Source organism: Streptomyces achromogenes, assembly GCF_030816715.1.
GTDB lineage: Bacteria > Actinomycetota > Actinomycetes > Streptomycetales > Streptomycetaceae > Streptomyces > Streptomyces achromogenes_A.
In genome coordinates this window covers 3,323,304-3,344,861 of record NZ_JAUSYH010000001.1, presented here as the reverse complement: position 1 = coordinate 3,344,861, position 21,558 = coordinate 3,323,304, and the positions used below count along the sequence as shown (strand labels likewise).

General features: G+C 70.4%; 18 protein-coding genes, 1 tRNA gene and 1 pseudogene. 4 read left to right on the top strand and 16 right to left on the bottom strand.

Features of this window, described 5'->3' with window-relative positions; genetic code table 11:
- Position 1: 1 nt before the first annotated feature.
- A complete protein-coding gene (locus QF032_RS14985; RefSeq protein WP_307050097.1) occupies positions 2 to 1,012 on the bottom strand; it encodes a carbohydrate ABC transporter permease in 1,011 nt (336 codons plus the stop codon).
- 5 nt (positions 1,013 to 1,017) lie between these two features.
- Complete coding sequence (locus tag QF032_RS14980) at positions 1,018 to 2,349, bottom strand: ABC transporter substrate-binding protein (protein WP_307043190.1); 1,332 nt, start codon at positions 2,347 to 2,349, stop codon at positions 1,018 to 1,020.
- Between the two features lie 402 nt (positions 2,350 to 2,751).
- Here QF032_RS14980 and QF032_RS14975 point away from each other — a divergent pair, with 402 nt between their 5' ends.
- On the top strand, positions 2,752 to 3,807 hold the full coding sequence (locus QF032_RS14975) for a LacI family DNA-binding transcriptional regulator (RefSeq protein WP_306952144.1): 1,056 nt from the start codon (positions 2,752 to 2,754) through the stop codon (positions 3,805 to 3,807).
- Between the two features lie 110 nt (positions 3,808 to 3,917).
- Here QF032_RS14975 and QF032_RS14970 read toward each other — a convergent pair whose 3' ends face one another.
- The 5 genes from QF032_RS14970 to QF032_RS14950 form a co-directional block, all read right to left on the bottom strand.
- Entirely contained in the window at positions 3,918 to 4,436 is a 519-nt protein-coding gene (locus tag QF032_RS14970; protein ID WP_307056207.1) for a GNAT family N-acetyltransferase, read from the bottom strand.
- A 66-nt stretch (positions 4,437 to 4,502) separates the two neighbouring features.
- A tRNA-His gene (locus QF032_RS14965) sits at positions 4,503 to 4,575 on the bottom strand.
- Between the two features lie 84 nt (positions 4,576 to 4,659).
- Complete coding sequence (orn, locus tag QF032_RS14960) at positions 4,660 to 5,262, bottom strand: oligoribonuclease (RefSeq protein ID WP_307056206.1); 603 nt, start codon at positions 5,260 to 5,262, stop codon at positions 4,660 to 4,662.
- A 128-nt stretch (positions 5,263 to 5,390) separates the two neighbouring features.
- Positions 5,391 to 6,620, bottom strand: coding sequence for a helix-turn-helix domain-containing protein (locus QF032_RS14955; protein WP_306952147.1), 1,230 nt, complete (start codon positions 6,618 to 6,620; stop codon positions 5,391 to 5,393).
- Positions 6,621 to 6,996: 376 nt separating this feature from the next.
- Entirely contained in the window at positions 6,997 to 7,326 is a 330-nt protein-coding gene (locus QF032_RS14950) for a hypothetical protein (protein WP_307056205.1), read from the bottom strand.
- A gap of 375 nt (positions 7,327 to 7,701) precedes the next feature.
- Here QF032_RS14950 and QF032_RS14945 point away from each other — a divergent pair, with 375 nt between their 5' ends.
- Both QF032_RS14945 and QF032_RS14940 read left to right on the top strand, forming a co-directional pair.
- Positions 7,702 to 8,229 carry a universal stress protein gene (locus tag QF032_RS14945; protein ID WP_107443814.1) on the top strand — a complete coding sequence of 176 codons (528 nt, stop codon included), beginning with the start codon at positions 7,702 to 7,704 and terminating at the stop codon, positions 8,227 to 8,229.
- A gap of 149 nt (positions 8,230 to 8,378) precedes the next feature.
- The gene (locus QF032_RS14940; protein WP_307050095.1) at positions 8,379 to 8,945 is read left to right on the top strand and encodes a GPR1/FUN34/YaaH family transporter; all 567 of its coding nucleotides are present in this window, start codon (positions 8,379 to 8,381) and stop codon (positions 8,943 to 8,945) included.
- A gap of 108 nt (positions 8,946 to 9,053) precedes the next feature.
- Here QF032_RS14940 and glmS read toward each other — a convergent pair whose 3' ends face one another.
- Entirely contained in the window at positions 9,054 to 10,871 is a 1,818-nt protein-coding gene (glmS, locus tag QF032_RS14935) for a glutamine--fructose-6-phosphate transaminase (isomerizing) (protein ID WP_266718047.1), read from the bottom strand.
- Positions 10,872 to 10,895: 24 nt separating this feature from the next.
- A complete protein-coding gene (locus tag QF032_RS14930) occupies positions 10,896 to 11,153 on the bottom strand; it encodes a hypothetical protein (protein ID WP_057574519.1) in 258 nt (85 codons plus the stop codon).
- A 186-nt stretch (positions 11,154 to 11,339) separates the two neighbouring features.
- On the opposite strand from QF032_RS14930, the gene QF032_RS14925 reads away from it, so the two are divergent.
- Positions 11,340 to 12,902, top strand: coding sequence for a purple acid phosphatase family protein (locus QF032_RS14925; protein WP_307056204.1), 1,563 nt, complete (start codon positions 11,340 to 11,342; stop codon positions 12,900 to 12,902).
- A gap of 99 nt (positions 12,903 to 13,001) precedes the next feature.
- On the opposite strand, the gene QF032_RS14920 is transcribed toward QF032_RS14925, so the two are convergent.
- From QF032_RS14920 to QF032_RS14890, 7 genes and pseudogenes are all read right to left on the bottom strand, one after another.
- Positions 13,002 to 13,919 carry a DUF4429 domain-containing protein gene (locus QF032_RS14920; RefSeq protein WP_307043179.1) on the bottom strand — a complete coding sequence of 306 codons (918 nt, stop codon included), beginning with the start codon at positions 13,917 to 13,919 and terminating at the stop codon, positions 13,002 to 13,004.
- A 69-nt stretch (positions 13,920 to 13,988) separates the two neighbouring features.
- Positions 13,989 to 15,758: an IucA/IucC family protein gene (locus QF032_RS14915; RefSeq protein WP_307056203.1), complete on the bottom strand. Its 1,770-nt coding sequence runs from the start codon at positions 15,756 to 15,758 to the stop codon at positions 13,989 to 13,991.
- A complete protein-coding gene (locus tag QF032_RS14910) occupies positions 15,755 to 16,321 on the bottom strand; it encodes a GNAT family N-acetyltransferase (RefSeq protein WP_307043176.1) in 567 nt (188 codons plus the stop codon). The genes QF032_RS14915 and QF032_RS14910 overlap by 4 nt, the downstream gene beginning before the upstream one ends.
- Positions 16,318 to 17,601, bottom strand: coding sequence for a lysine N(6)-hydroxylase/L-ornithine N(5)-oxygenase family protein (locus tag QF032_RS14905; protein ID WP_307056202.1), 1,284 nt, complete (start codon positions 17,599 to 17,601; stop codon positions 16,318 to 16,320). The genes QF032_RS14910 and QF032_RS14905 overlap by 4 nt, the downstream gene beginning before the upstream one ends.
- Entirely contained in the window at positions 17,585 to 19,027 is a 1,443-nt protein-coding gene (gene desA / locus QF032_RS14900; RefSeq protein WP_307056201.1) for a lysine decarboxylase DesA, read from the bottom strand. Before desA ends, QF032_RS14905 begins: the two co-directional genes overlap by 17 nt.
- A gap of 174 nt (positions 19,028 to 19,201) precedes the next feature.
- Positions 19,202 to 20,024, bottom strand: a pseudogene (locus QF032_RS14895) (siderophore-interacting protein).
- Positions 20,025 to 20,139: 115 nt separating this feature from the next.
- On the bottom strand, positions 20,140 to 21,189 hold the full coding sequence (locus tag QF032_RS14890) for an ABC transporter substrate-binding protein (RefSeq protein ID WP_307056200.1): 1,050 nt from the start codon (positions 21,187 to 21,189) through the stop codon (positions 20,140 to 20,142).
- Positions 21,190 to 21,558 lie beyond the last annotated feature (369 nt).

The window sequence follows — 21,558 nt, the reverse complement described above, 5'->3', positions numbered from 1 at the left end:
CCTAACTACTGGCGCGCAGCCGGCGCGAGATGACGTAGTTGACGATGCCGACCACGATCAGGATCAGGAACATCGTCCAGGCGATCGCCGAGGCCCGGCCCAGGTGCTGGTTGACCCAGCCCTGCTCGTACAGGTACAGGCCCAGCGTCTGGAACTGGTGCTCCGCGCCGCCCGACGCGCCCTTGTTGGCGTCGAACAGCAGCGGCTCGCCGAAGACCTGGCTCGCGCCGATCGTCGACACGACGACCGTGAACAGGATCGTCGGCCGCAGCGACGGCAGCGTCACGTGCAGGAACTGCCTCCAGCGGCTCGCGCCGTCCAGCGCCGCCGACTCGTACAGGTCCTGCGGGATGGCCTGCATCGCGGCCAGGTAGATCAGCGCGTTGTAACCGGTCCACCGCCAGATGACGATCGACGAGACGGCGATCTGCGACGGCCACTTGTCGTTCTGCCAGTCGACCGCGTCGATCCCGACGAAGTGCAGGGCCCAGTTGATCATGCCGTAGTCACGGCCGAAGAGCAGGACGAAGACCAGCGAGGCGGCCGCGATCGACGTCGCGTACGGCGCGAGCATCGCGACCCGGTAGAAGGTCGAGGCGCGCAGCTTGTAGTTGAGGATGTGGGCGAGGCCCATGGCCATCAGCAGCTGAGGCACGGTCGAGATGATCCCGATCGTGAGGGTGTTGCGCGCCGCGTTCCAGAAGAAGTCGTCGTCGAAGATGCGCGTGTAGTTGCGCATCCCCACCCAGGTCATGTCCGTGGGCGCGGTCATCTCCACCTGGTGCAGCGACGCCCAGCCCGTGTAGATCAGCGGGAACAGGCCGAAGGCGAGGAAGAGCAGGAAGAACGGCGAGACGAAGGCGTACGGACTCCAGCGCATGTCCCGCTGCCAGCGGCGGGACAGCCGGTTCCGCCGGCGCTGCTCCGCCTCGGTGGGCGCTGCGGGCGGGCGGCCCGGGGCCGCGCCCCCCTCCTTCACGGGGGGCGCGGCGGTGGTGTGGCGGGTGGCCATGCGGGTCACTTGTCCAGGTTGTTGTCGATGGTCTTCGTGGCCGTCGTCCAGGCCTCCGCGGCGGACTTGCCCTTCGTCACGAGGATGACGCCGTTGTCGGTCAGGCCCTGCTGGATGATCTGGTCCTTCGGGCCGATCACCTGCACCGGGCTGGACTTCGCGGCCTCGGCGAAGATGGTGCCGATCGGGGCGTCACCGGTCATCTCGTTCTTGGCGCTGGTGACGGCCGCCTCGGTGTACGTGCCGGGCGCGCTCGGGAAGGAGCCCTGCACGCTGAACAGCTTGGCCTGCTGCGCGGGCGCGGTCAGCCAGGCGGCCAGCGCCGCGGCCTCCTTCACGTGCTTGCCGCTCTTGGGCACGGACAGGAAGGAACCGCCCCAGTTGCCGGACTTGGGCGCGACGGCCACGTCCCACTTGCCGGCGGCGTCCGGCTTCGACTTGCCCTTGATGTAGCCGAGCATCCACGGCGGGCACGCCATCGCGGCGAACTTGGTGTTCGCGATCGTCGTGTCCCAGGCCGGCTGGAACTGGGTCTGCGCTCCGACCAGCCCCTCGGTGGCGGCCTTCGCGGTCAGGTCGAAGGCGGCCTTCACGGCGGGGTTCTTCTTGTAGATGACCTCGCCGGAGGCGTCGTAGAACTTCTCCTTCTCACTGCTGAGGATCGCGTTGATCAGACCGCCGGGCGAGTCCATGAAGGTGGTGCCCTTGGGCGCCTTCTTCTTGTACTGCTCGCCGACCGAGACGAACTTGTTCCAGTCGCCCGTCCACAGCTTGGCGACCGCCGCGCGGTCGGTGGGCAGACCGGCCTGCTGGAAGAGGTCCTTGCGGTAGCAGATCGCCATCGGGCCGACGTCCGTGCCGAGCGCGATCGTCTGGTTGTCCTTGGTGGTGCCCTGCGCCCACTTCCAGTCCAGCCAGTCGTCCTTCTTCACGCCCGCGGTCTTGGAGAGGTCCTCGAGCTTGCTCGCCTGCGTGGCCACGACCTCGGCGATGTTGCCGACTTCGACGGCCTGGATGTCCTGCAGACCACTGTTGGTGGTCAGGTGGTTCACCAGCGCGGGGTAGTAGTTCTCGTTCCGCTCGGTGACGTTCTCGGCGATCTTGATGTCGGGGTGGAGCTTCTCGTACTCGGCGTAGAGGCCGGCCTCCTTGAAGCCGAAGGTGCCGAACAGACCGAGGGTGATCGTGGTCTTGCCCTTGCCGCCGCCGGACGACGAACCGTCGGAAGCCTTGTCGTCGCCGCCGTCGTCGGCACAGCCGGCCAGCAGCCCGGCGCCCAACGACGCGACGGCCGCGAGGACAACCGCCCGGCGGGCGGTTCGGGTACGTGCTCGCATTACGTCCTCCTGTTGCCCTGACGTGCCGACCCCCCGGCCAACTGCAATGTTGGGCCCGTCAGTTACTCGCTGCGGCTCGGGCGGGGAACGTGCGGGATGTGTATGTGTCAGGTACCGTGGGAGCGCTCCCACAGGTGATGTGTTGAAGAGTCGTCGGTTCCGGCGGGGGTGTCAAGGGTGGGGGCGCGGAGAGATGCGTTCAGTTATCGGCCTGTTAGCTAATCAGATGAAGCGGAGCCCATAAAGCACAGTTCGGAACAAATGGTCCGTCCGGCGTCCGAAGGGACGAGGATCCCGGCCGGCGGCAGGCGTCGGCGAGGTCATGGCCCCTGGTGACCGCGGGGCACGACGGGCAGGACTGTTAGATTCCAGGCGAGTGCGAACAACGGGAAGGCGGAGCCCATGGCAGGCCACGGAGCACGGGGGCGCAGCGGGGGCCGGCCGACCCTGGAAGAGGTGGCCGCGCGTGCCGGCGTCGGCCGGGGCACGGTCTCCCGGGTCATCAACGGCTCGCCGAGGGTCAGCGACGCGACCCGCGCGGCGGTGGAGGCGGCGGTCGCCGAGCTCGGCTACGTCCCGAACACCGCCGCCCGCGCGCTCGCCGCCAACCGCACGGACGCGATCGCCCTCGTCGTCCCCGAACCGGAGACCCGGTTCTTCGCCGAGCCGTACTTCTCGGACATGCTGCGCGGCGTCGGCGCGGAGCTCGCGGAGACCGAGATGCAGCTGCTGCTGATCTTCGCGGGTAGCGATCGCGAACGACGCAGGCTGGCCCAGTACCTGGCGGCGCACCGGGTGGACGGCGTCCTGCTGGTCTCCGTGCACGCCGACGACCCGCTGCCCGATCTGCTGTCCCAGCTGGAGATCCCCGCGGTGATCAGCGGTCCGCGTTCCGCCGGGGAGACGCTCCCGTCGGTGGACTCCGACAACTACGGCGGTGGCCGCTCGGCGGTCGAGCATCTGCTGTCCCGGGGCCGTACCCGCATCGCCCACATCACCGGCCGCCTCGACGTCTACGGCGCCCAGCGGCGCGTGGACGGCTACCGGGACGCACTGCGCGACGCGGGGCACCCGGTGGACGAAGGGCTCATCGCCCTGGGCGACTTCACCGAGGAGGGCGGCCACCGCGCGATGCACGAGCTCCTGGCCCGGACCCCCACGCTCGACGCGGTCTTCGCGGGCTCCGACGTCATGGCGGCGGGCGCCCGCCAGGCCCTGCGCGAGGCGGGCCGCCGCATTCCGCAGGACGTGGCCCTGGTCGGCTACGACGACTCGGCGATAGCCCGTCACATGGACCCGCCGCTGACGAGTGTGCGTCAGCCCATCGAGGAGATGGGCCGCAGAATGCTGGACCTGCTCCTCACCGAGATCGCGGACCGCCGTCCGGCGGTCTCCCGGGGCCTGGAGCGCCGCCAGGTGGTGCTGGCGACGGAGCTGGTGGGCCGGACGTCCTCCTGACCGACGTCCTCCGGCCGGACGTCCTCCGGACGGGCGGGCGGCCAGACAGGCGGACGGGCGGGAGCGGACCGGGTTCCGGGGGGCAGGGGCAGCGGCAGGGGCCTGGGGCGTCAGACGCTTCCGGGGGGCCGGGAGCGCCACCTGATCTCGCCGTCCTGCTCCTCCCGCGTGGGGGAGAGCCCGGCCGCGGCGGCGACCGCCGCGGAGGCCCGGTGGTCGGGGTGGACATGGGCGACGATCGTCCGCACGCCCTGCTCCCGCAGCCATCCGACGAGCCCGCGGGCCGCCTCACAGGCCAGGCCGCGGCCCTGCCAGGCAACGCCCACGACCCAGGCGATCTCGGCCTCGGCCCGGCCGGACACCGTCGCCTGGACGGTCCCGGCGAGGCAGCCGTCGTCCCGTGTCCGCAGCACCCAGTTGCACCAGGAGACGGACGGGTCGGGGGAGCCGGCGACGAGGCGTTCGTAGCGGGCGCGCAGCTCCTCGGGCGGGCTGGGCGCGCCGCCGATGAAGGTGTGCAGGGCGGGGTCGGCGAGGACCGTCGCCATATGTGCCGCGTGGTCGACGCGCAGCGGGAGGAGGTCGAGCCGGGCGGTGCCGATCGGCTCGGGGCGGACGGCTGAGCGCATGACTGCTCCCGGGAAACACATCAGCCGGTGACCTCCCTCGCGGGAAGTCACCGGCTGATGACTCAGGGTGAGTGACGGGACTCGAACCCGCGGCATCCTGGACCACAACCAGGTGCTCTACCAGCTGAGCTACACCCACCACGCCCGGCAGTTGGACTTTGCGGTCTCCCTACCGGCCGAGAAAAAGTGTACAGGGTCCGAAGGGGTGCTCGCGCACGGCTTTCTACGGGGCGGGCAGGACGTGCTTCGCGGCGATCGACTTCGCGGTGTCGGAGTCGGGCCCGGGCTGCGGCACGAACACGGCCTCGCGGTAGTACCGCAGTTCCGCGATGGACTCGCGGATGTCGGCGAGGGCGCGGTGGTTGCCGTTCTTCGGGGGGCTGTTGAAGTACGCCCGCGGGTACCAGCGCCGGGCGAGCTCCTTGATGGAGGAGACGTCCACGATCCGGTAGTGCAGGTAGCCCTCGAGGGCCGTCATGTCCCGCGCCAGGAATCCGCGGTCCGTGCCGACGGAGTTCCCGCACAGGGGCGCCTTGCCCGGCTCCTTCACGTGCTCGCGGACATACGCCAGCACCTGCTCCTCGGCCGCGGCGAGCGTCGTCCCGCCCGCCAGCTCGTCGAGCAGTCCGGACGCGGTGTGCATCTGGCGCACCACCTCCGGCATCGTCTCCAGCGCCTCGGCCGGCGGCCGGATGACGATGTCGACGCCGTCTCCGAGGATGTTCAGCTCGGAGTCGGTGACGAGGGCGGCAACCTCGATGAGAGCGTCGTCCGACAGCGAGAGGCCGGTCATCTCGCAGTCGATCCACACCATGCGATCGTTCATGCGACCCACCCTAAAGCTGACGTCGGCTTTTGATGCGTCCGCGGCGGGCGCGGGGCTCGCCGGCCGGGGACGCGGACGCCGGACGGGGCGCGATGCCCGTCCGGCGTCCACACACCGCTGTCACCCGGTCACAGGCCGCTGCGCTGCCCCGGAAGACTCGCGCGCGAGGCCAGGTAGGCCTCACGCGCGTGCTCGGACGGCAGCGACGCGGACGCGCCCACCGGTCCGGCCGTCGCCGCGGCCGTGCGCCGGACCTGCGGCGGCACCGGGCCGGGCGTCTCCGGGTGCAGTGAGGCGGGCGGCGGCGGTGGCGGCTCGCTGTCCGGCGAGCGTTCGCCCTGCGGCCTGCGCGCCCGGTAGGCCGCCCGGTACGCCGCGGGCGACGAGCCGAGCTGCCTGCGGAAGTGGCCGCGCAGGGCCACCGGTGAGCGGAAGCCGCACCGGCCGGCGACCTCGTCCACCGAGAAGTCCGAGGTCTCCAGCAGCCGCTGCGCCTGCAGCACCCGCTGGGTGATCAGCCACTGCAGTGGCGCGCTGCCGGTCAGCGACCGGAAACGGCGGTCGAAGGTGCGGCGGCTCATGTAGGCGCGTGCCGCCAGCGTCTCCACGTCGAACTGCTCGTGGAGGTGCTCCAGCGCCCAGGCGACGACCTCGGCGAGCGGGTCGGCGCCGATCTCCTCGGGTAAAGACCGGTCGAGATAGCGCTCCTGACCGCCCGAGCGGCGCGGCGGGACGACCAGGCGGCGGGCCAGCGCGCCGGCCGCCTCGTTGCCGTGATCCGTCCGCACGATGTGCAGACAGAGGTCGATTCCGGCCGCGGTGCCGGCGCTCGTCAGCACGTCGCCGTCGTCCACGAAGAGTTCTCGTGGATCGACGTGCACCGACGGATAGCGCTTGGCCAGCGTCGGCGCGTACATCCAGTGGGTGGTGGCCGGCCGGCCGTCCAGCAGGCCGGCCGCGGCCAGCACGAACGCGCCGGTGCACAGGCCCACGATGCGGGCGCCCTCTTCGTGCGCCCGGCGCAGTGCGTCGAGCGCGTCCTCCGGCGGCGGAGAGGTGATCGAACGCCAGGCCGGCACGACGACCGTGCCCGCCCGTGCGATCGCCTCCAAGCCGTGTGGCGCGGTGAGTTCCAGGCCCCCTGTGGTCCGCAGTGGGCCTTCTTCCCCGCCGCACACCAGCAAGCGGTAGCGCGGTACGCCGGCGTCCTGGCGGTCAATCCCGAACACCGACAGCGGAATGGAACTTTCGAAGATGGGGCCGCCGCTGAACAGCAGCACCGCGACGATCTCCTTGCGGCGTCGCCCGGAAAGCTTCCGGGCCGCGGCTTCCGGCGCGGCGGTGGAGTCGTGGCTCATCCTGCTAAGCCCCCCTCGGTGGTCGCGGCTCCTCGATTGTGTCGCTCCTGCACGTTTCCCCTCGGTCCTGCACGAGTCCCCCGCCGTAACAGTCAAGATCGAATCTAACGTGTCGCACAATGCCGGCGTGGCCAGTTCACCACCCGGCGGATTGTCGACATGGCAACTTGGCGTGAAGCATTCGATCACGAAGCGTTGCACTCGTGGGCCGTGCAGGGAAGTGCGCCTCGGTGTGGTGGCCAATCCCCGTAGGGTGCGCAGGGTCCCGAAGACCCTTTCCGTGCAGGTGGAACGGGGCGTGGGGGGTGGTTACGGCAAGAGATGCGCACAGACCGGAAGTTGGCTGAAAAGAAGCGGGTCCATGTGTGAAAACCGGTCAACCGACCGGTGAGTTTCCCCCGGAGTGACGAGCGCCACGGTGCGACCCCGTTCCGGTCCGCTGGCGGCGCCCGCGGTGGTGCGCCTGCGGCGTCTGCTCCTCGGCGAACAGCCGGGCCGGAAACCGCTCGGACCGGCGCAGCAGCAGCCGGCAGACGGCCGTGACGGCGGCGAGGCCGAGGGCGGTGCCGGCCGCGCCGGCCGGCGAGGTCCCGTACCAGAGCAGGACCACGGGGACGAGCACGCAGGTGAAGGCCGACCAGCGGATCAGGGCGGTGGTCCGGTCGTCGCCGGGGTGGTCCTCGGGGCGGACGCGGGGCGAGGGCACGGGGCGGGCTCCTTCCCGGACGGCGGGGCGGCGGGGCGGCGGGGCGGCGGGGCGAAGGGAGGCGACTGGCGGCGCGGGCGGGCGGGGCGGGCGGCGGTACAAGGGTTCAACGCCTGTTCGGGCGGTCGGTCACTGCCGCGGCGCGTCCGGTACGAGCGAACCATGTGCAAACCGCCTGTACGGGGCAGCAACCATTGCGTTACGGGCGTCCGCTCGTGCATGCTCCCTGGAACCCCCACCGAGGGTGTGCGGGCTCTGGGCCCAGGAGGCGTGCCGCCGTACCCTTGGGGGTATGGGGTGGGGAAGACCATTCCCGGACAGCTCCGCCGCTCACCGCCGTCGCACCCGTATAAGGATCGATACGCCGAGACAGCCATGGCCGGTCACGAATTCTTCGAACCCGCGGACCGCAAGCGGCCCGTCGCCGATCCCACGGCGGCCGAGCCCCTGGCGGCGGAAGAAGCACGTCATTCCTGCGATCCCGCCTTCAAGCACGGCGTGGTCGTCGGCTTCGACGGCTCCACGTCCAGCGAGCGCGCTCTCGCGTACGCCATCGGCATGGCGCATCGCTCCGGCTCGGGGCTGATCATCGTCCATGTCGCCAACCGGCTGCCCACCACGGTGTGGGCCGGCTGTGAGCCTCCGGTCTTCGTCGACGTGCCGGACCACCGCACCGAGGTGCTCGGTCTGGAGCTGGCGTGTGCGGACTACCTCGCCGAGGTGCCCTGGATCCTGGTCGAGCGCGGCGGCGACATCTGCCACGAACTCGAAGAGGTGGGGCGGGAGTACGAGGCGGACGCGATCGTCGTCGGCTCGACGCACGGTCTCGTCGGCCGGCTCTTCGGCTCCGTCGCGGGGCGGCTCGCCAAGCGGGCCAAGCGGCCCGTCGTCGTCATTCCGTGAATGGCCGTTCCCTCAGGCGGGGTGACATCCGAAGGGGTACCCGCGCGCCGTGCGCGCAGCGTGAACCTACTGGCGCGTAGAGGTGTTTGTGCCTTTGTGAAGGGCATATATCGCTCACACAACTGCACATGCCTGAAGGGAGCCCCGCCGTGGACAACGCCGTCTCTGCGGGAAGCAGCACCACCACGATCGCCGGCCGACTCGCCCTCGGCGTCACCCTGTTGGCCTTCGGTCTCGGGTACACCGACCTCATCGACGGTGTGACGGCTGCGGACGCCGTATCCATCGCCCACTACATCGGCGGCGTCGCCCTGTTCGTCGCCGGCCTGTTCGCCCTCCGGGACCGTGACGCGGCCACCGGCACCGCCTGCACCGTCCTCGGCGCCTTCTGGTTCACCTGGGCCGTCTCCGCCGGAACCCAGGCCTCCGACAACGCGGCGGGGCTCTTCCTGCTTCTGTTCGCCCTGGTGGCGCTCTCCCTGACCCTCGCCGGCGGCGACCAGCTCGGCCAGGGCGCCTACGGGTTGTTCTGCGCCGGGCTCGTGCTGATGGCCGTCGCCCGGTTCGCCGACAGCGACGCCCTCACCAAGGCGGGTGGCTGGTTCGCCGTCGCGGCGGGCGCGGTCGCCTGGTACGCGGCGACGGCGGCGCTGGCCCACTGGCCCACCGCGTTCTCCCGACGCGCTGCCCGCCCCGGAGTGACGGCCGCGGGCTGAACGGCAGCCGGCGCCGGGGAGCCAAGCCGGGCGTCCCCGGCGCGAGAACGGCCCCCCGCGTGCGGGTGGCGCACGCGGGGGGCCGCTCGGTGTCCCTGTTCGGCTCGGCTACTCGACCGTCACCGACTTCGCGAGGTTGCGCGGCTTGTCGATGTCCCGGCCGAGCGCCTTCGCCGTGTAGTAGGCGAGGAGCTGGAGCGGGATGCCCATGAGGATCGGGTCGAGCTCGTCCTCGTTCTTCGGGACGACGATCGTCTGGTCGGCCTTCTCCTGGCACTCGTGGGCCACCGCGAGGATCCGGCCGCTGCGGGCCTTGATCTCCTCCAGGGCCGCGCGGTTCTTCTCCAGCAGGTCGTCGTTCGGGACGATCGCGACCGTCGGCAGGGCGGGCTCGATGAGGGCCAGCGGGCCGTGCTTGAGCTCGGAGGCCGGGTAGGCCTCGGCGTGGATGTACGAGACCTCCTTCAGCTTCAGGGAGGCCTCGCGGGCCACCGGGTAGCCCCGGACGCGGCCGATGAAGAGCATCGAGCGGGCCTCGGCGAACTCCTCGGCCAGCTTCTTGATCTCCTCCTCCTGGGAGAGGATCTCCGCGATCTGGCCGGGCAGCTTGCGCAGCCCCTCGATGATCCGCTTGCCGTCGCGCACCGACAGGTCGCGGGTGCGGCCCAGGTGCAGGGCGAGCAGTGCGAACGCCACGGTGGTGTTGGTGAAGCACTTCGTCGAGACGACGCAGACCTCGGGGCCCGCGTGCACGTACACGCCGCCGTCCGCCTCGCGGGCGATCGCCGAGCCGACCACGTTGACCACGCCCAGCACCCGGGCGCCCTTGCGCTTCAGCTCCTGCACGGCCGCCAGCACGTCGTACGTCTCACCGGACTGCGAGACGGCGATGTACAGGGTGTCGGGGTCCACGACCGCGTTGCGGTAACGGAACTCGGAGGCCGGCTCGGCGTCCGCGGGGATGCGGGCCAGCTCCTCGATCATCTGGGCGCCGATCATGCCCGCGTGGTACGACGTGCCGCAGCCGAGGATCTTCACGCGGCGGATCTGGCGCGCCTCGCGGGCGTCCAGGTTGAGGCCGCCGAGGTGCACGGTGGAGAAGCGGTCGTCGATGCGGCCGCGCAGCACGCGGTCCACGGCGTCGGCCTGCTCGTGGATCTCCTTGTGCATGTAGGTGTCGTGGCCGCCCATGTCGTAGGAGGCGGCCTCCCACTCGACGGTCGTCGGCTCGGCCGTGGTGCGGGTGCCCTCGGTGGTGTACGTGCGGAAGTCGTCGGCCTTGAGGGTGGCCATCTCGCCGTCGTCGAGGGTGACTATCTGACGGGTGTGGGCGACCAGAGCGGCGATGTCCGAGGCGACGAACATCTCCTTCTCGCCGATGCCGAGGACGACCGGCGAGCCGTTGCGGGCCACGACGATGCGGTCGTTGAAGTCGGCGTGCATGACGGCGATGCCGTAGGTGCCCTCGACGACGCGCAGCGCCTCGCGGACCTTGTCCTCGAGCTTCTCGGCCTGGGAGCGGGCGATGAGGTGGACGAGCACCTCGGTGTCCGTCTCGGAGAGGAACTCGACGCCGTCGGCCTCGAGCTTCCTGCGCAGGTCGGAGGCGTTGTCGACGATGCCGTTGTGGACGACGGCGACCTTCAGGTCGGCCGACATGTGCGGGTGGGCGTTCACGTCGGAGGGGGCGCCGTGGGTGGCCCAGCGGGTGTGCGCGATGCCGGTCGTGCCCTTGAAGCGCGCCGGGACCTTGGCCTCCAGGTCACGGACCCGGCCCTTGGCCTTGACCATCTTCAGGCCGGCCGTCTTCGGGGAGGTGACGACGATGCCCGCGGAGTCGTACCCGCGGTACTCCAGGCGCTGCAGTCCCTCCAGCAGCAGGGGCGCGACGTCGCGCTTGCCGATGTATCCGACGATTCCGCACATATAAAGGTATCCCCAAGCTTTCGATCAGCCGTAGACGATGCGCCGCAGCTGCCGGAGCGAGAGCTCCGGCGGTGCGACCGCCCGGTATTTCAGGTCCGCCTCGATCTGTCCGAAGATCTCCGCGTTCACCAGGCCCTGGGCCTGGAGCTCGCGATGGCGGCGACGGACGTAGTTCTCGGTCGTCTCGTCGAAGTAGGCGAGCACATCCTGGATCACCCGCAGCGCCTCGCCCCGCTGGAGGGGCGTGGAACGCGTCAGGTGATCAACAAGTTCGTCGTGCACCCGGTAGATCCTGGGGTACGAGAGCCGGTTTCGCAAGAAACCTGCCCGGTTTCGGGCAGGCGCCTGTTAAGGAGCCTTGGCGGAACATTGAATGTGTTATGAGCCCCTGTTCGTGCGCCGTCCATGTGGCGTCCGGCGGCCCGTCGTCCGCGACGACGACTTTCAGACGTCATGGACACTCCTCGCATGGGCGTACCCGACCGGCTCGCCGAACGCATGAGCATGGCCGAACAGCACGAGTACCTGCGCACCAGGTTCTCCCGGCGCACGATGATCAGAGGCGGCGCGGTCACGCTGGGCGCCGTCACCGGTGGCGCGTTCGTGACGGGCGCCACGGCCCGGGCCGCCGTTCCCACCCAGCCGCTCTCGCACACCGAGACCGTCGACGGCGCTCTCGTCGCCCCCTTCGGCCGTCACCTCGCCTACGGCAACGACCCGCGCACCGAGATGACCGTCTCCTGGCAGGTGCCGGTCGCGGTGAAGAAGCCGTTCATCCGCATCGGCGCGCACCCCGGGGACCTCTCCCGCAAGATCGAGGCCGAGGTCCGCACGCTGTTCACACCGGCCGGGGTCGGCGCCAGCGGCAACCACACCCAGTACTACCTGCACGCGAAGCTCACCTGCCTCAAGCCCGGGAAGACGTACTACTACGGCGTCGGCCACGCCGGCTTCGACCCGGCCGAGGCCCGTCTGCTCGGCACCCTGGGCACCTTCACCACCGCGCCCGCCCACAAGGCGCCGTTCACCTTCACCGCCTTCGGCGACGAGGGCGTCGGCTACCACGGCCTCGCCAACAACAGCCTGCTCCTCGGCCAGAACCCCGCCTTCCACCTGCACGCCGGGGATATCGCCTACGCCGACCCGTCCGGTTCCGGCCAGACCTCCGACACCGGTTTCGACTCGCGGATCTGGGACCAGTTCCTCGCCCAGACCGAGTCCGTCGCCAAGTCCGTCCCGTGGATGCCGGCCTACGGCAACCACGACATGGAGGCCTGGTACTCACCCAACGGCTACGGCGGCGAGGAGGCCCGCTGGAACCTCCCCGACAACGGCCCGGACCCCGAGAACCTCCCCGGCGTCTACACCTTCGTCCACGGCAACACGGCGGTCGTCTCGCTCGACGCCAACGACATCTCCTTCGAGATCCCGGCCAACCTCGGCATCTCCGGCGGCACCCAGACCACGTGGCTGGAGGCGCAGCTGAAGAAGTACCGCGCGTCCAGGGACGTCGACTTCGTCGTGGTCTTCTTCCACCACTGCGCCTACTGCACCTCCACCTCGCACGCCTCGGAGGGGGGCGTGCGCCAGGAGTGGGTGCCGCTCTTCGAGAAGTACACGGTGGACCTGGTCGTCAACGGCCACAACCACCAGTACGAGCGCACCGACGTGATCAAGAAGGGCGCCGTCGCCAAGAAGCTCCCGATCGGCGGCACGGCCTACCCCGAGACCGAGGGTGTGGTCTATGTCACCGCGGGCGCGGCCGGCCGCAGCCTGTACTCGTTCACCGCGCCGCTGTCGTACGAGGGCCACGAGAACGAGGTCGAGTCCGTCGCCTCGTTCGTCAACCTCAAGGGCGGCAAGCAGAACGAGACCGTCTCCTGGTCGCGGGTGCGCTACCTCGACTACTCGTTCCTGCGCGTCGACGTCACCCCCGCCGCCAAGGGCCGTACGGCCACGCTCACGGTCCGCGGGATCGCCGAGAGCGGCGAGCAGGTCGACCACTTCACGGTGGCCCGCAGGGCGAAGTAGCGCCTTCGGCGGGTGTGCGCCCGGAGGGCGGGGCGCACACCCGCCGCGCACCCCGGACGTCCACCCGCAGCCCACGCCGGCACGCGGTCCTCGTCCGCGTCACATGCGGTGCAGGACCGCCTGCTTGGCCAGGGCGAACTCGTCGTCCGTCAGCACGCCGTCGCGGTGCAGCTCGCCGAGCTCGCGCAGCCGGCGCAGCAGGGCGTCGTGGTCGTGGCCGGGCGCGGGGGAGGGCACGGCTCCCGGCGGCAGGCCCGGCGCGGACGACGCCGACGACACCGACGACGTGGACGGCGGCAGCGCGTCCCCGGGGGCGGCGGCCGGGTGGGGCAGCCGGGCCTGCACGGCCGCGGCGACGAGCGCCATCAGGGGGTCCTTCTTGAACCCCCACAGTTCCACGGCGTTGGGGTCGTACTTGGCCGGCGCCTTCGTCGGCGCGTGCCGCAGCCGGAAACGCAGGCAACCGTTCTCGAGACCGACCGCGGGCTGCCACTCCACGCTCTCGATCTCGGCGACGCCGATACTGCGGGCGCCGGCCGAGGCCTTGGACTCCTCCGTCTTCCAGTTCCACTCCAGGCGCACCCGTTCCCCGTCGAAGCTCGCGGTGCCGTCCCCGGCGGACACCGACAGGGGCACGGAGGGGCCGGGCAGCAGATAGGCGTCCACCGGACCGGCCGGGACCCCGTCGAGCAGCAGCGCCCGGCGCACCTCGTCCACGAGGTACTCGGCGACGCCGTACCGGTCGGACTCGACGGTCAGCTGGTAGGGGTCGTGCGGCTCGGTCAGCCGGCCGCCGGTCGCGTGCAGCAGCGGGTCCGCGCCGTCGCGCAGCCGCAGCCGCAGCCGTCCGGCCTTCTTGCCCTGCTCGAACGAGACGCCGGCCAACGCGCCCAGGGGGACGGTCAGTTCGCCCAGCGTCCGGCGGAGCAGGCCGACGTTCTTGTCCCGGCCCGGGGTCAGCCGCAGGGCGTCGCCGTCGAAGACCCACGTTCCGTCGCGCTGGATGATTTCCGCCATGGGGGGATTCTTCCAAACACGGCGACGGGCGCCCCAGGGGACCGTACCCGGGGGCGCCCGCGTGCCCGATCAGAACCCCGCGACGGGATTTTCCAGGGTGCCGATCAGCTGGAGGGCTCCCGACGGGTCCGCCAGGTCCACCATCTGCTTGTTGTCGCGCAACTGGAGCCGGTTGAGGCAGGACAGCGCGAACTCGGGGGCGAACAGGTCGTACCGGCGGAACCTGTCGGCCAGTTCGGGGTGCGCCGCCTGGTACGCGCGCGTGACCTCGGCGACCGTGCGCCAGAAGTCGTCCTCCTCCAGGATCCCCTCGTCGGCCAGACCGGCGGCGAGGAAACGGAAGAAGCAGTCGAAGACGTCCGTGAAGACGGACAGCAGCTTCGTGTCGTCGGGCACCTCGACGCGGATGCGCCGGACCTCGGGCGGCAGCACCGCGTCCGGGTCCAGGACGGCGATCTCCTCGGCGATGTCCTTGTAGACCGCCCGCTGCACCACGCCGTCCCTCAGCACCAGGATCGTGTTCTCGCCGTGCGGCATGAAGACCAGGTCGTACGCGTAGAAGCAGTGCAGCAGCGGCGTGTAGTACGCCTCCAGGTAGGCGCGCAGCCACTCGGCAGGGCGCAGCCCGGACTGCCCGATCAGCGCGCCCGCCGCCGACCTGCCCTCGTGGTCGACGTGCAGCAGCGCGGCCATCGTCGCGAGCGACTCGCCGTCCCGGAGGGAGGACACGGGGCTCTCGCGCCACAGCGCGGCCAGCATCTTGCGGTACGGCGAGTAGCGGTCCGTGGCGGCCTCGTACTCCAGGTGCCGGTAGCCGACGGCCGCCCGCTCCCGGATGATCGACAGGCCGCTCGCCCTCAGCACCGGGTCGTTGTCGATGAGCTGGGCCAGCCAGTCGTTGATGGCCGGGGTCGCCTCCATGTAGGCGGCCGACAGCCCCCGCATGAAGCCCATGTTGAGCACGGACAGGGCCGTCTTGACGTAGTGCTTCTCCGGGTGGGACCGGTTGAAGAACGTGCGGATGGACTGCTGCGCCAGGTACTCGTCGTCGCCCTCGCCGAGGCACACCAGGTTCCCGCGGGCGATCTCGGCCGCGAAGGTGACGGAGAGCTTGTTCCACCACTGCCAGGGGTGGACGGGGATGAGGAGGTAGTCGGACGGGTCCAGGTTCCGCTCGCGCAGCATCCGGTCGAACCGGTCGACCGTCTCCTCGCCCAGTTCCTCGCGCACGAACGACTCGTACGCGATCCCGACGCCCGCGGTGAACGCGGCCCGTGAGCGGTGGGCCGCCAGCCACACCAGCCGGACCGGGCTCGCCGTCTCCGGGGCGTACGACAGGTACTCGTGGACGGCGAAGCCGAGCCGTCCGTTGTTGGCGACGAAGCACGGGTGGCCCTCGGTCATCCCGGTCTCGATGGCCTGGAAGCCGCTCCTGACCAGTTCCGCCGATGTGATCGGCGGCTTGGTCAGCTTGAAGCAGGTGGAGGAGAGGGTGGAGGAGATCTCCTCCAGATAGACCGGCAGGATCGCGTCGCTGAGGCCCAGCTTCTTCTGCAGCTCGATGAAGAAGTCCAGTGCCTCCAGGGGGAGTTCGACGCCGTCGCGGGTGCGGGTGATCGAGCCGGCGTCCACCTGCCAGTGGTCCAGGGCGCGGCGGACGGCGGTGAAGCGGTACGCCGTCAGCCCGTCGTCGCCGCGCACGACGTACCGGCCGTCCTGCTCCTCGGGGGTGATCAGGCGTTCGTGCGCGAACTCCGCGAGGGCCTTGCGGACGAGCAGGCGGTTGGCCTTCTCCCAGCGCTCGGGGGAGAGATGGGTCACGGCGTCGGCGAGGCTCATGCCGTCACCCCCGTGGCCGAGGCGAACTGCTCGCGGGTGCAGAAGCTCAGCAGCGCCCGCTTCTCCGGCTTCTGGATCTCCCGTTCGGGCACGAACCCGACGGCCTCGTTCAACGCGTGCACGGCCTTGTTGGACACGTCCGGCTCGACGACGACGCGGGCGACGGCCGGGTCCTCGAAGAGACGGGCCATGACGGCGGCGATCACGGCCCGCGTGAACCCGTGCACGGGCCGTTCGGTGGGGGCGACCAGGAAGTGCATGCCGACGTCCCCGGGCCGCGGCTCGTACAGGCCGACCAGTTCGCGGTGGCGGGGGTCGTAGTACTCCATGAGGAACGCGGGCTCGCCGTCGTGCAGGCCGAGCAGCGCGTGGTGGTGCTCGTCCGCCGCGATCTCCCTGTAGGCCCGCTCGACGTCGACGAGTCGCGCCTCCTGCATCATCCAGTAGGCGGCCTTGGGATGCGTCACCCAGCGGTGCAGCGGCTCGGCGTCCCGGAGGGGGTCGAGGGGACGGAAGGACAGTCGGCCGACGGCGGCCGCGGCGGTGCCGTTGACGGTGTTCATATGCCGAACTCCTGGAACGCGATGGTCTTCTCGACGGGGTAGTACTCGCTGCCGAGCAGCTCGCGGATGATGCGGCTGTTGCGGTAGGCGCCCATGCCGAGGTCGGGCGAGGTGACGCTGTGCGCGTGCACGCCCGCGTTCTGCAGGAACACGCCCCGGCCGGTGACGTCGACGGCGTAGTTGCGTCCGATGTCGAAGTTGCCCCGGGAGTCGTAGCGCAGTCTGTCCCGGACCGGCGCGAGGAACTCCGGCTCGGTGTACCGGTAGCCGGTGGCCAGGACGAGCCCCTGTGAGGTCAGCTCGAAGTCCTTGCCCTGCTCCTCCTGGCGGAAGGACAGCGTGTAGGCGCCGTCGGCGTAGGCCGCGCCGGTGAGCGAGGAGTTGGTGAGCAGCCGGGTGGGGACGGGGCCCCCGAGGTTCTTCTGGTACAGCAGGTCGAAGATCTCGTTGACGAGATCGCCGTCGATGCCCTTGTACAGGCCCTTCTGCTCGGCCGTGAGCCGGTACCGGGTCTGCTCGGGCAACCCGTGGAAGTAGTCGATGTACTCGGGGGAGGTCATCTCCAGCGTGAGCTTGGTGTACTCGAGCGGGAAGAAGCGCGGGGAGCGGGTGACCCAGTTCAGCCGGTAGCCGTGGACGTCGATCTCGCTGAGCAGGTCGTAGTAGATCTCGGCGGCCGACTGGCCCGAGCCGACCAGCGTGATCGACTCCTTCTTCTGCAGCTCCGCCTTGTGCCGGAGGTAGCGCGAGTTGTGCGTGAAGTCGCCGCCCAGTCCCGCGCAGGCCTCCGGGACGTACGGGGGTGTGCCGGTGCCGAGGACGAGGTGGCGTGCGCGGAACTCCTCGCCGGCGGTCGTCCGCACGACGTACAGCTCGTCCTCGTAGGTCACCTCGGCGACGGTCGTGGAGAACCGCACGCTGCTCAGCCGGTCGGCGGCCCAGCGGCAGTAGTCGTCGTACTCGACGCGCAGCGGGTAGAAGTTCTCGCGGATGTAGAACGAGTAGAGCCGGCCCTTCTCCTTCAGGTAGTTCAGGAAGGAGTACGGGGAGGTCGGGTCGGCCAGGGTGACCAGGTCCGACATGAACGGGGTCTGCAGGTGGGCGCCGTCCAGGAACATTCCGGAGTGCCACTCGAAGTGCGGCTTGGACTCCAGGAAGACGCCGTCGAGCGCGTCGATCGGCTCGGTCAGGCAGGCGAGGCCGAGGTTGAACGGGCCGAGCCCGATGCCGATGAAGTCGTGGGTCCCGGTCACGGGGGCGGGCTCAGGAAGCGCGGTCAAGGGAGTCTCCCAGGTACTGCTCGGCGTGGCCGGCGATCAGGTCGAGGACGGCCGTGATGTCGTCGGTCGTCGTCTCGGGGTTGAGCAGGGTGAACTTCAGGTAGTGGCGGGCGCCGACCTTGGTGCCCGCGACCACGGCGTCGCCGGAGGCGAACAGGGCCTTGCGGGCGTGGAGGTTGGCCCGGTCGATCTCGGCCGGGTCGGTGACGGCGGCCGGGATGTAGCGGAAGACGAGGGTGGAGAGCGACGGCCGGACCACGACGTCGTAGCGCGGGTCGGCGGCCAGCAGGCCGAAGCCCTCGGCGGCCAGGTCGCAGACCTGGTCGAAGAGCCGGCCGACGCCGTCGGCGCCCATGGTCCGCAGGGTCATCCACAGTTTGAGCGCATCGAACCGGCGGGTGGTCTGCAGGGACTTGTCGACCTGGTTGGGGATGCGTTCGTCCACCATGCGGCGCGGGTTGAGGTACTCGGCGTGATAGGTGGCGTGGCGCAGCGTGGCCGCGTCCCGCACCAGCACGGCCGACGAACTCACCGGCTGGAAGAAGGACTTGTGGTAGTCGACGGTGACGGAGTCGGCGCGCTCGATGCCGTCGATGCGGTCCCGGTGCTTCACGGAGGCGAGCAGTCCGCAGCCGTAGGCGGCGTCGACGTGCATCCACGCGCCGAACTGCTGGCACAGCTCGGCGATCTCGGGCAGCGGGTCGATCGAGCCGAAGTCGGTGGTGCCGGCGGTGGCGACGACGGCCATGGGGACGAGTCCGTCCCGCCGGCAGCGCTCCAGCTCGTGGGCGAGCGCGACCGTCTGCATGCGCTTGTCGTGGTCGACGGGGATGGAGACCACCGCGTCCGGCGCGAGGCCCAGCAGCTTCGCGGACTTCTTCACGCTGAAGTGGCTGACGTCGGAGGCGAAGACGCGCAGTTTCGCCGGGGAGTCCGACTTCGCCTCCTCGCGGGCGAGCAGCAGCGCCTGGAGGTTGGACTGGCTGCCGCCGGAGGTGAACACGCCGTCGGCGGCGGGCCCGAGGCCGATGCGGGCGTTCGTCCAGTCGATCAGCTTGCGCTCGATGAGGGTGCCGCCCGCCGACTGGTCCCAGGTGTCCAGGGAGGAGTTGACGGCGGACAGGACCGCCTCGCCCAGGACGGCGGGGATCACGACCGGGCAGTTGAGGTGGGCGAGGTAGCGGGGGTGGTGGAAGTAGACCGCGTCGCGGAGGTAGACCTCCTCCAGTTCGTCCAGCACGGCGGAGGTGTCGCCCAGCGGCCGGTCGAGGTCGATCGCGTCGATGCGGGGTGCGAGGGCGTCGACCGTGATGCCGGTGAACGGTCGCTCGGTGGAAGCCAGTTTGGCGGCGACCCGCTCTACTCCCTCGGTCACGGAGCGGCGGTACTGCTCAGCGGTCGTGTCATTGAGCAGGTGCGAGCGCATGGTGGGGTCCTCCGGGGGTGGGGACGGGGTCCGCGGGTGGACGGCGAAAGGGGAGCGGGGGGTAACTTAGGTTAGCCTAACCTAAGGTGTGCGATCACGGTCATGCCTGTGCCGTGACCGTGATCACGTCGGTGCTCGGCGCAACTGCCCACGGGGGCACGGTGGTCGGGCCGCCTACTCCGCCTCGCGGAGCTGTTCCTCGCTCATGCCCCGGCGCCAGTACCCGACGAAGGTGACGCGGCGCCGGTCGATTCCGCGCTCCTGGACGAAGTGCCGCCGCAGCGCCTTCACGCACCCCGACTCGCCCGCGATCCAGACGTACGGACGCGTCGCGGCCGGGAGCCGGGCGGCGCGCACGGCGTCGACGGAGTCCTCCCCGACGACCCAGGTGACCTCGGCGTCCGCCGCCGTCGCCAACTCCCGTACGTTCCCGGCATCGTGCGTCTCCAGCCACACCCGGGCGCGTCGCCCGGCCGGCAGGGACTCCAGGATCGCGGCGACGGCAGGCAGGGCGCTCTCGTCGCCCCACAGCAGCACCAGGTCGCTGTCGTGCGGCGGCCGGAACCGGATCGCCCGGTTGTCGGCCACGGCCGGGCCCAGCAGGACGACCCGGTCCCCGGCGGCCGCACGCGCGGCCCACGCGGAGGCGGGACCGGCCGGGGTGTGCAGCACGAAGTCGATGTCGATCTCCCGGGTGCGGCCGAGCGCGTCGCGGCGCAGGGCGCGCAGGGTGTACGACCGCATCACCGCCCGTACCCCGTCCGGCAGTTCGCGCCACGCCTGCCACCAGCCGTCCCCCAGTTCACAGGGGACGGCCGGCGCGTCCTGCCCCGGGGTGGGGCAGGAACAGCGACAGCGACTGGTCGTGCCCGTCGGAGAAGAAGTGCTCGAGATCCTCCCCGGCGAAGGTGACCCGGATCAGAGAGGCTCCGAGTCGCCGAGTCCGTACGACCTGGAGGGAGAAGAACCGGAAGGGCGCGGCAACGGCTGTGGTCACGGGGGTGCTCCTGTGGAGGTGGGGAGGGTGACTCACCTGCTTTCAGGGGCGCGGGGAACTGCGTGACCAGCCACAACGGGCCCGCAGCTCACCCACGACCGAAGTCACCCGTTTGTCAGGAAACCTTCTTCGCCTTCTCCAACGCGGCGGCGAGGTTCTCCAGCAGCGGCACGCACTTGTCGTACGACAGGATCGGCTCGGGCGAGCGCGCGATGACCTGACCCGCCTTCACCGCGGGCAGCTTCTTCCAGGTCGCCTCGGTGATGTCGGCGGGCTGGATGGTCGAGGAGCGGTCGTCCATCATGATGATGTCGGCCGGGTACTTGTCGACGTTCTCCCAGCTCAGCGACTCGTACCAGCCGCCGCCCTGGGCCTTGGCGCTCTCCGGCGGCTCGACGAAGTTCACGCCGAGCGACTTGAAGTACTCCAGGTCGATCGAGAGGTTCGTGCCGGAGACGTAGAACAGCTCGGCGCTCGCGGAACCGGCCATCACCTTGATCTCGGGCTTGGCCTTGGCGGCGGCGCGCAGCCGGGCCGCGGCGGCCTCGAACTTCTTCTTCGCGTCGGTGACCGCGGCCGCCTTCATGTCGGCGCCGAGCGACTCGGCCAGCTCCCACATGCGCTGCAGCGGAGCGGTCAGCTGCCGGTCGTAGACCGAGATGCCCACGCTCGGGGCGAGCTTCGCGATCTTGTCCTTGGAGGCCTCGGGGACGTACCAGAGGGTGCCGGCGTTGTCGAACATCGTGGAGATGAGGACGTCCGGCGCGAGGGCCGCGTACTTCTCGACGTTGAACTCGTCCCAGACGTTGCCGAGGACGGTCACCTTGCTGACGTCCATGTCGCCGGCCTGGACGTCGGCCTTGCCCGCGGCGGTCTTCGTCGGGCCGAAGACGCCCTTGACCTGGATGCCGTAGTCGAAGAGGGCGGCGGCGACGCCGGTGAAGGCGACGATGTTCGCGGGGATCGCGTCCAGCTTCACCGTGGTGCCGCGGTCGTCCTTGAAGCTCCAGGGGCCGGACTTGGCAGAGGCGCTCGCCGACGACCCGGAGCCCGTGCTCTTCGCGTCGTCGTTCCCGCAGGCTGCGAGCGCGGCGCCGAGGCCGAGGGCGCCACCGGCGGCGAGGATGCCACGGCGGGAGGGGCGGGCGGCTCTGGCGTTGGACATGTCTCTGGCTACTTTCGAACGGGGTGGATCACCCGAGGACGATTCGAATGTAGGTTAGCCTAACCTCAGCTGATGTCCAGAAGGCAGACCCAGGGTGCGGGACGCCGGGGGCGGTGCCCACCCGTTGTCTGTGCACAGCCTGTGCATCGAAGGCGGAGTGGGCGTCAGGGGGATGGACCGGGTGTGGTCCGGCCGTTCGCCCGTCGAAGCGAAGAACGCCGCGGCGGCCCCATGATGTGTCCACGAGGCCGCCGCAGCAAGGGAGTTGTCCGACGCGGGAGCGCGCGGTGCGCGGAGGGAGCGGCGGGCAGGGTTACTTCCGGCCGGCTGCGCGAGTGGCGCGGCGCCCCGGGGACCGGCCCCGCCGGA

What these genes read in the sequence shown, in the direction of transcription:
- QF032_RS14985 (WP_307050097.1), bottom strand. Translation starts at nt 1,012, where the DNA reads ATGGCCACCCGCCACACCACCGCCGCGCCCCCCGTGAAGGAGGGGGGC.
- QF032_RS14980 (WP_307043190.1), bottom strand. Translation starts at nt 2,349, where the DNA reads ATGCGAGCACGTACCCGAACCGCCCGCCGGGCGGTTGTCCTCGCGGCC.
- QF032_RS14975 (WP_306952144.1), top strand. Translation starts at nt 2,752, where the DNA reads ATGGCAGGCCACGGAGCACGGGGGCGCAGCGGGGGCCGGCCGACCCTG.
- QF032_RS14970 (WP_307056207.1), bottom strand. Translation starts at nt 4,436, where the DNA reads ATGCGCTCAGCCGTCCGCCCCGAGCCGATCGGCACCGCCCGGCTCGAC.
- orn (WP_307056206.1), bottom strand. Translation starts at nt 5,262, where the DNA reads ATGAACGATCGCATGGTGTGGATCGACTGCGAGATGACCGGCCTCTCG.
- QF032_RS14955 (WP_306952147.1), bottom strand. Translation starts at nt 6,620, where the DNA reads ATGAGCCACGACTCCACCGCCGCGCCGGAAGCCGCGGCCCGGAAGCTT.
- QF032_RS14945 (WP_107443814.1), top strand. Translation starts at nt 7,702, where the DNA reads ATGGCCGGTCACGAATTCTTCGAACCCGCGGACCGCAAGCGGCCCGTC.
- glmS (WP_266718047.1), bottom strand. Translation starts at nt 10,871, where the DNA reads ATGTGCGGAATCGTCGGATACATCGGCAAGCGCGACGTCGCGCCCCTG.
- QF032_RS14925 (WP_307056204.1), top strand. Translation starts at nt 11,340, where the DNA reads ATGGGCGTACCCGACCGGCTCGCCGAACGCATGAGCATGGCCGAACAG.
- QF032_RS14920 (WP_307043179.1), bottom strand. Translation starts at nt 13,919, where the DNA reads ATGGCGGAAATCATCCAGCGCGACGGAACGTGGGTCTTCGACGGCGAC.
- QF032_RS14915 (WP_307056203.1), bottom strand. Translation starts at nt 15,758, where the DNA reads ATGAGCCTCGCCGACGCCGTGACCCATCTCTCCCCCGAGCGCTGGGAG.
- QF032_RS14910 (WP_307043176.1), bottom strand. Translation starts at nt 16,321, where the DNA reads ATGAACACCGTCAACGGCACCGCCGCGGCCGCCGTCGGCCGACTGTCC.
- desA (WP_307056201.1), bottom strand. Translation starts at nt 19,027, where the DNA reads ATGCGCTCGCACCTGCTCAATGACACGACCGCTGAGCAGTACCGCCGC.
- QF032_RS14890 (WP_307056200.1), bottom strand. Translation starts at nt 21,189, where the DNA reads ATGTCCAACGCCAGAGCCGCCCGCCCCTCCCGCCGTGGCATCCTCGCC.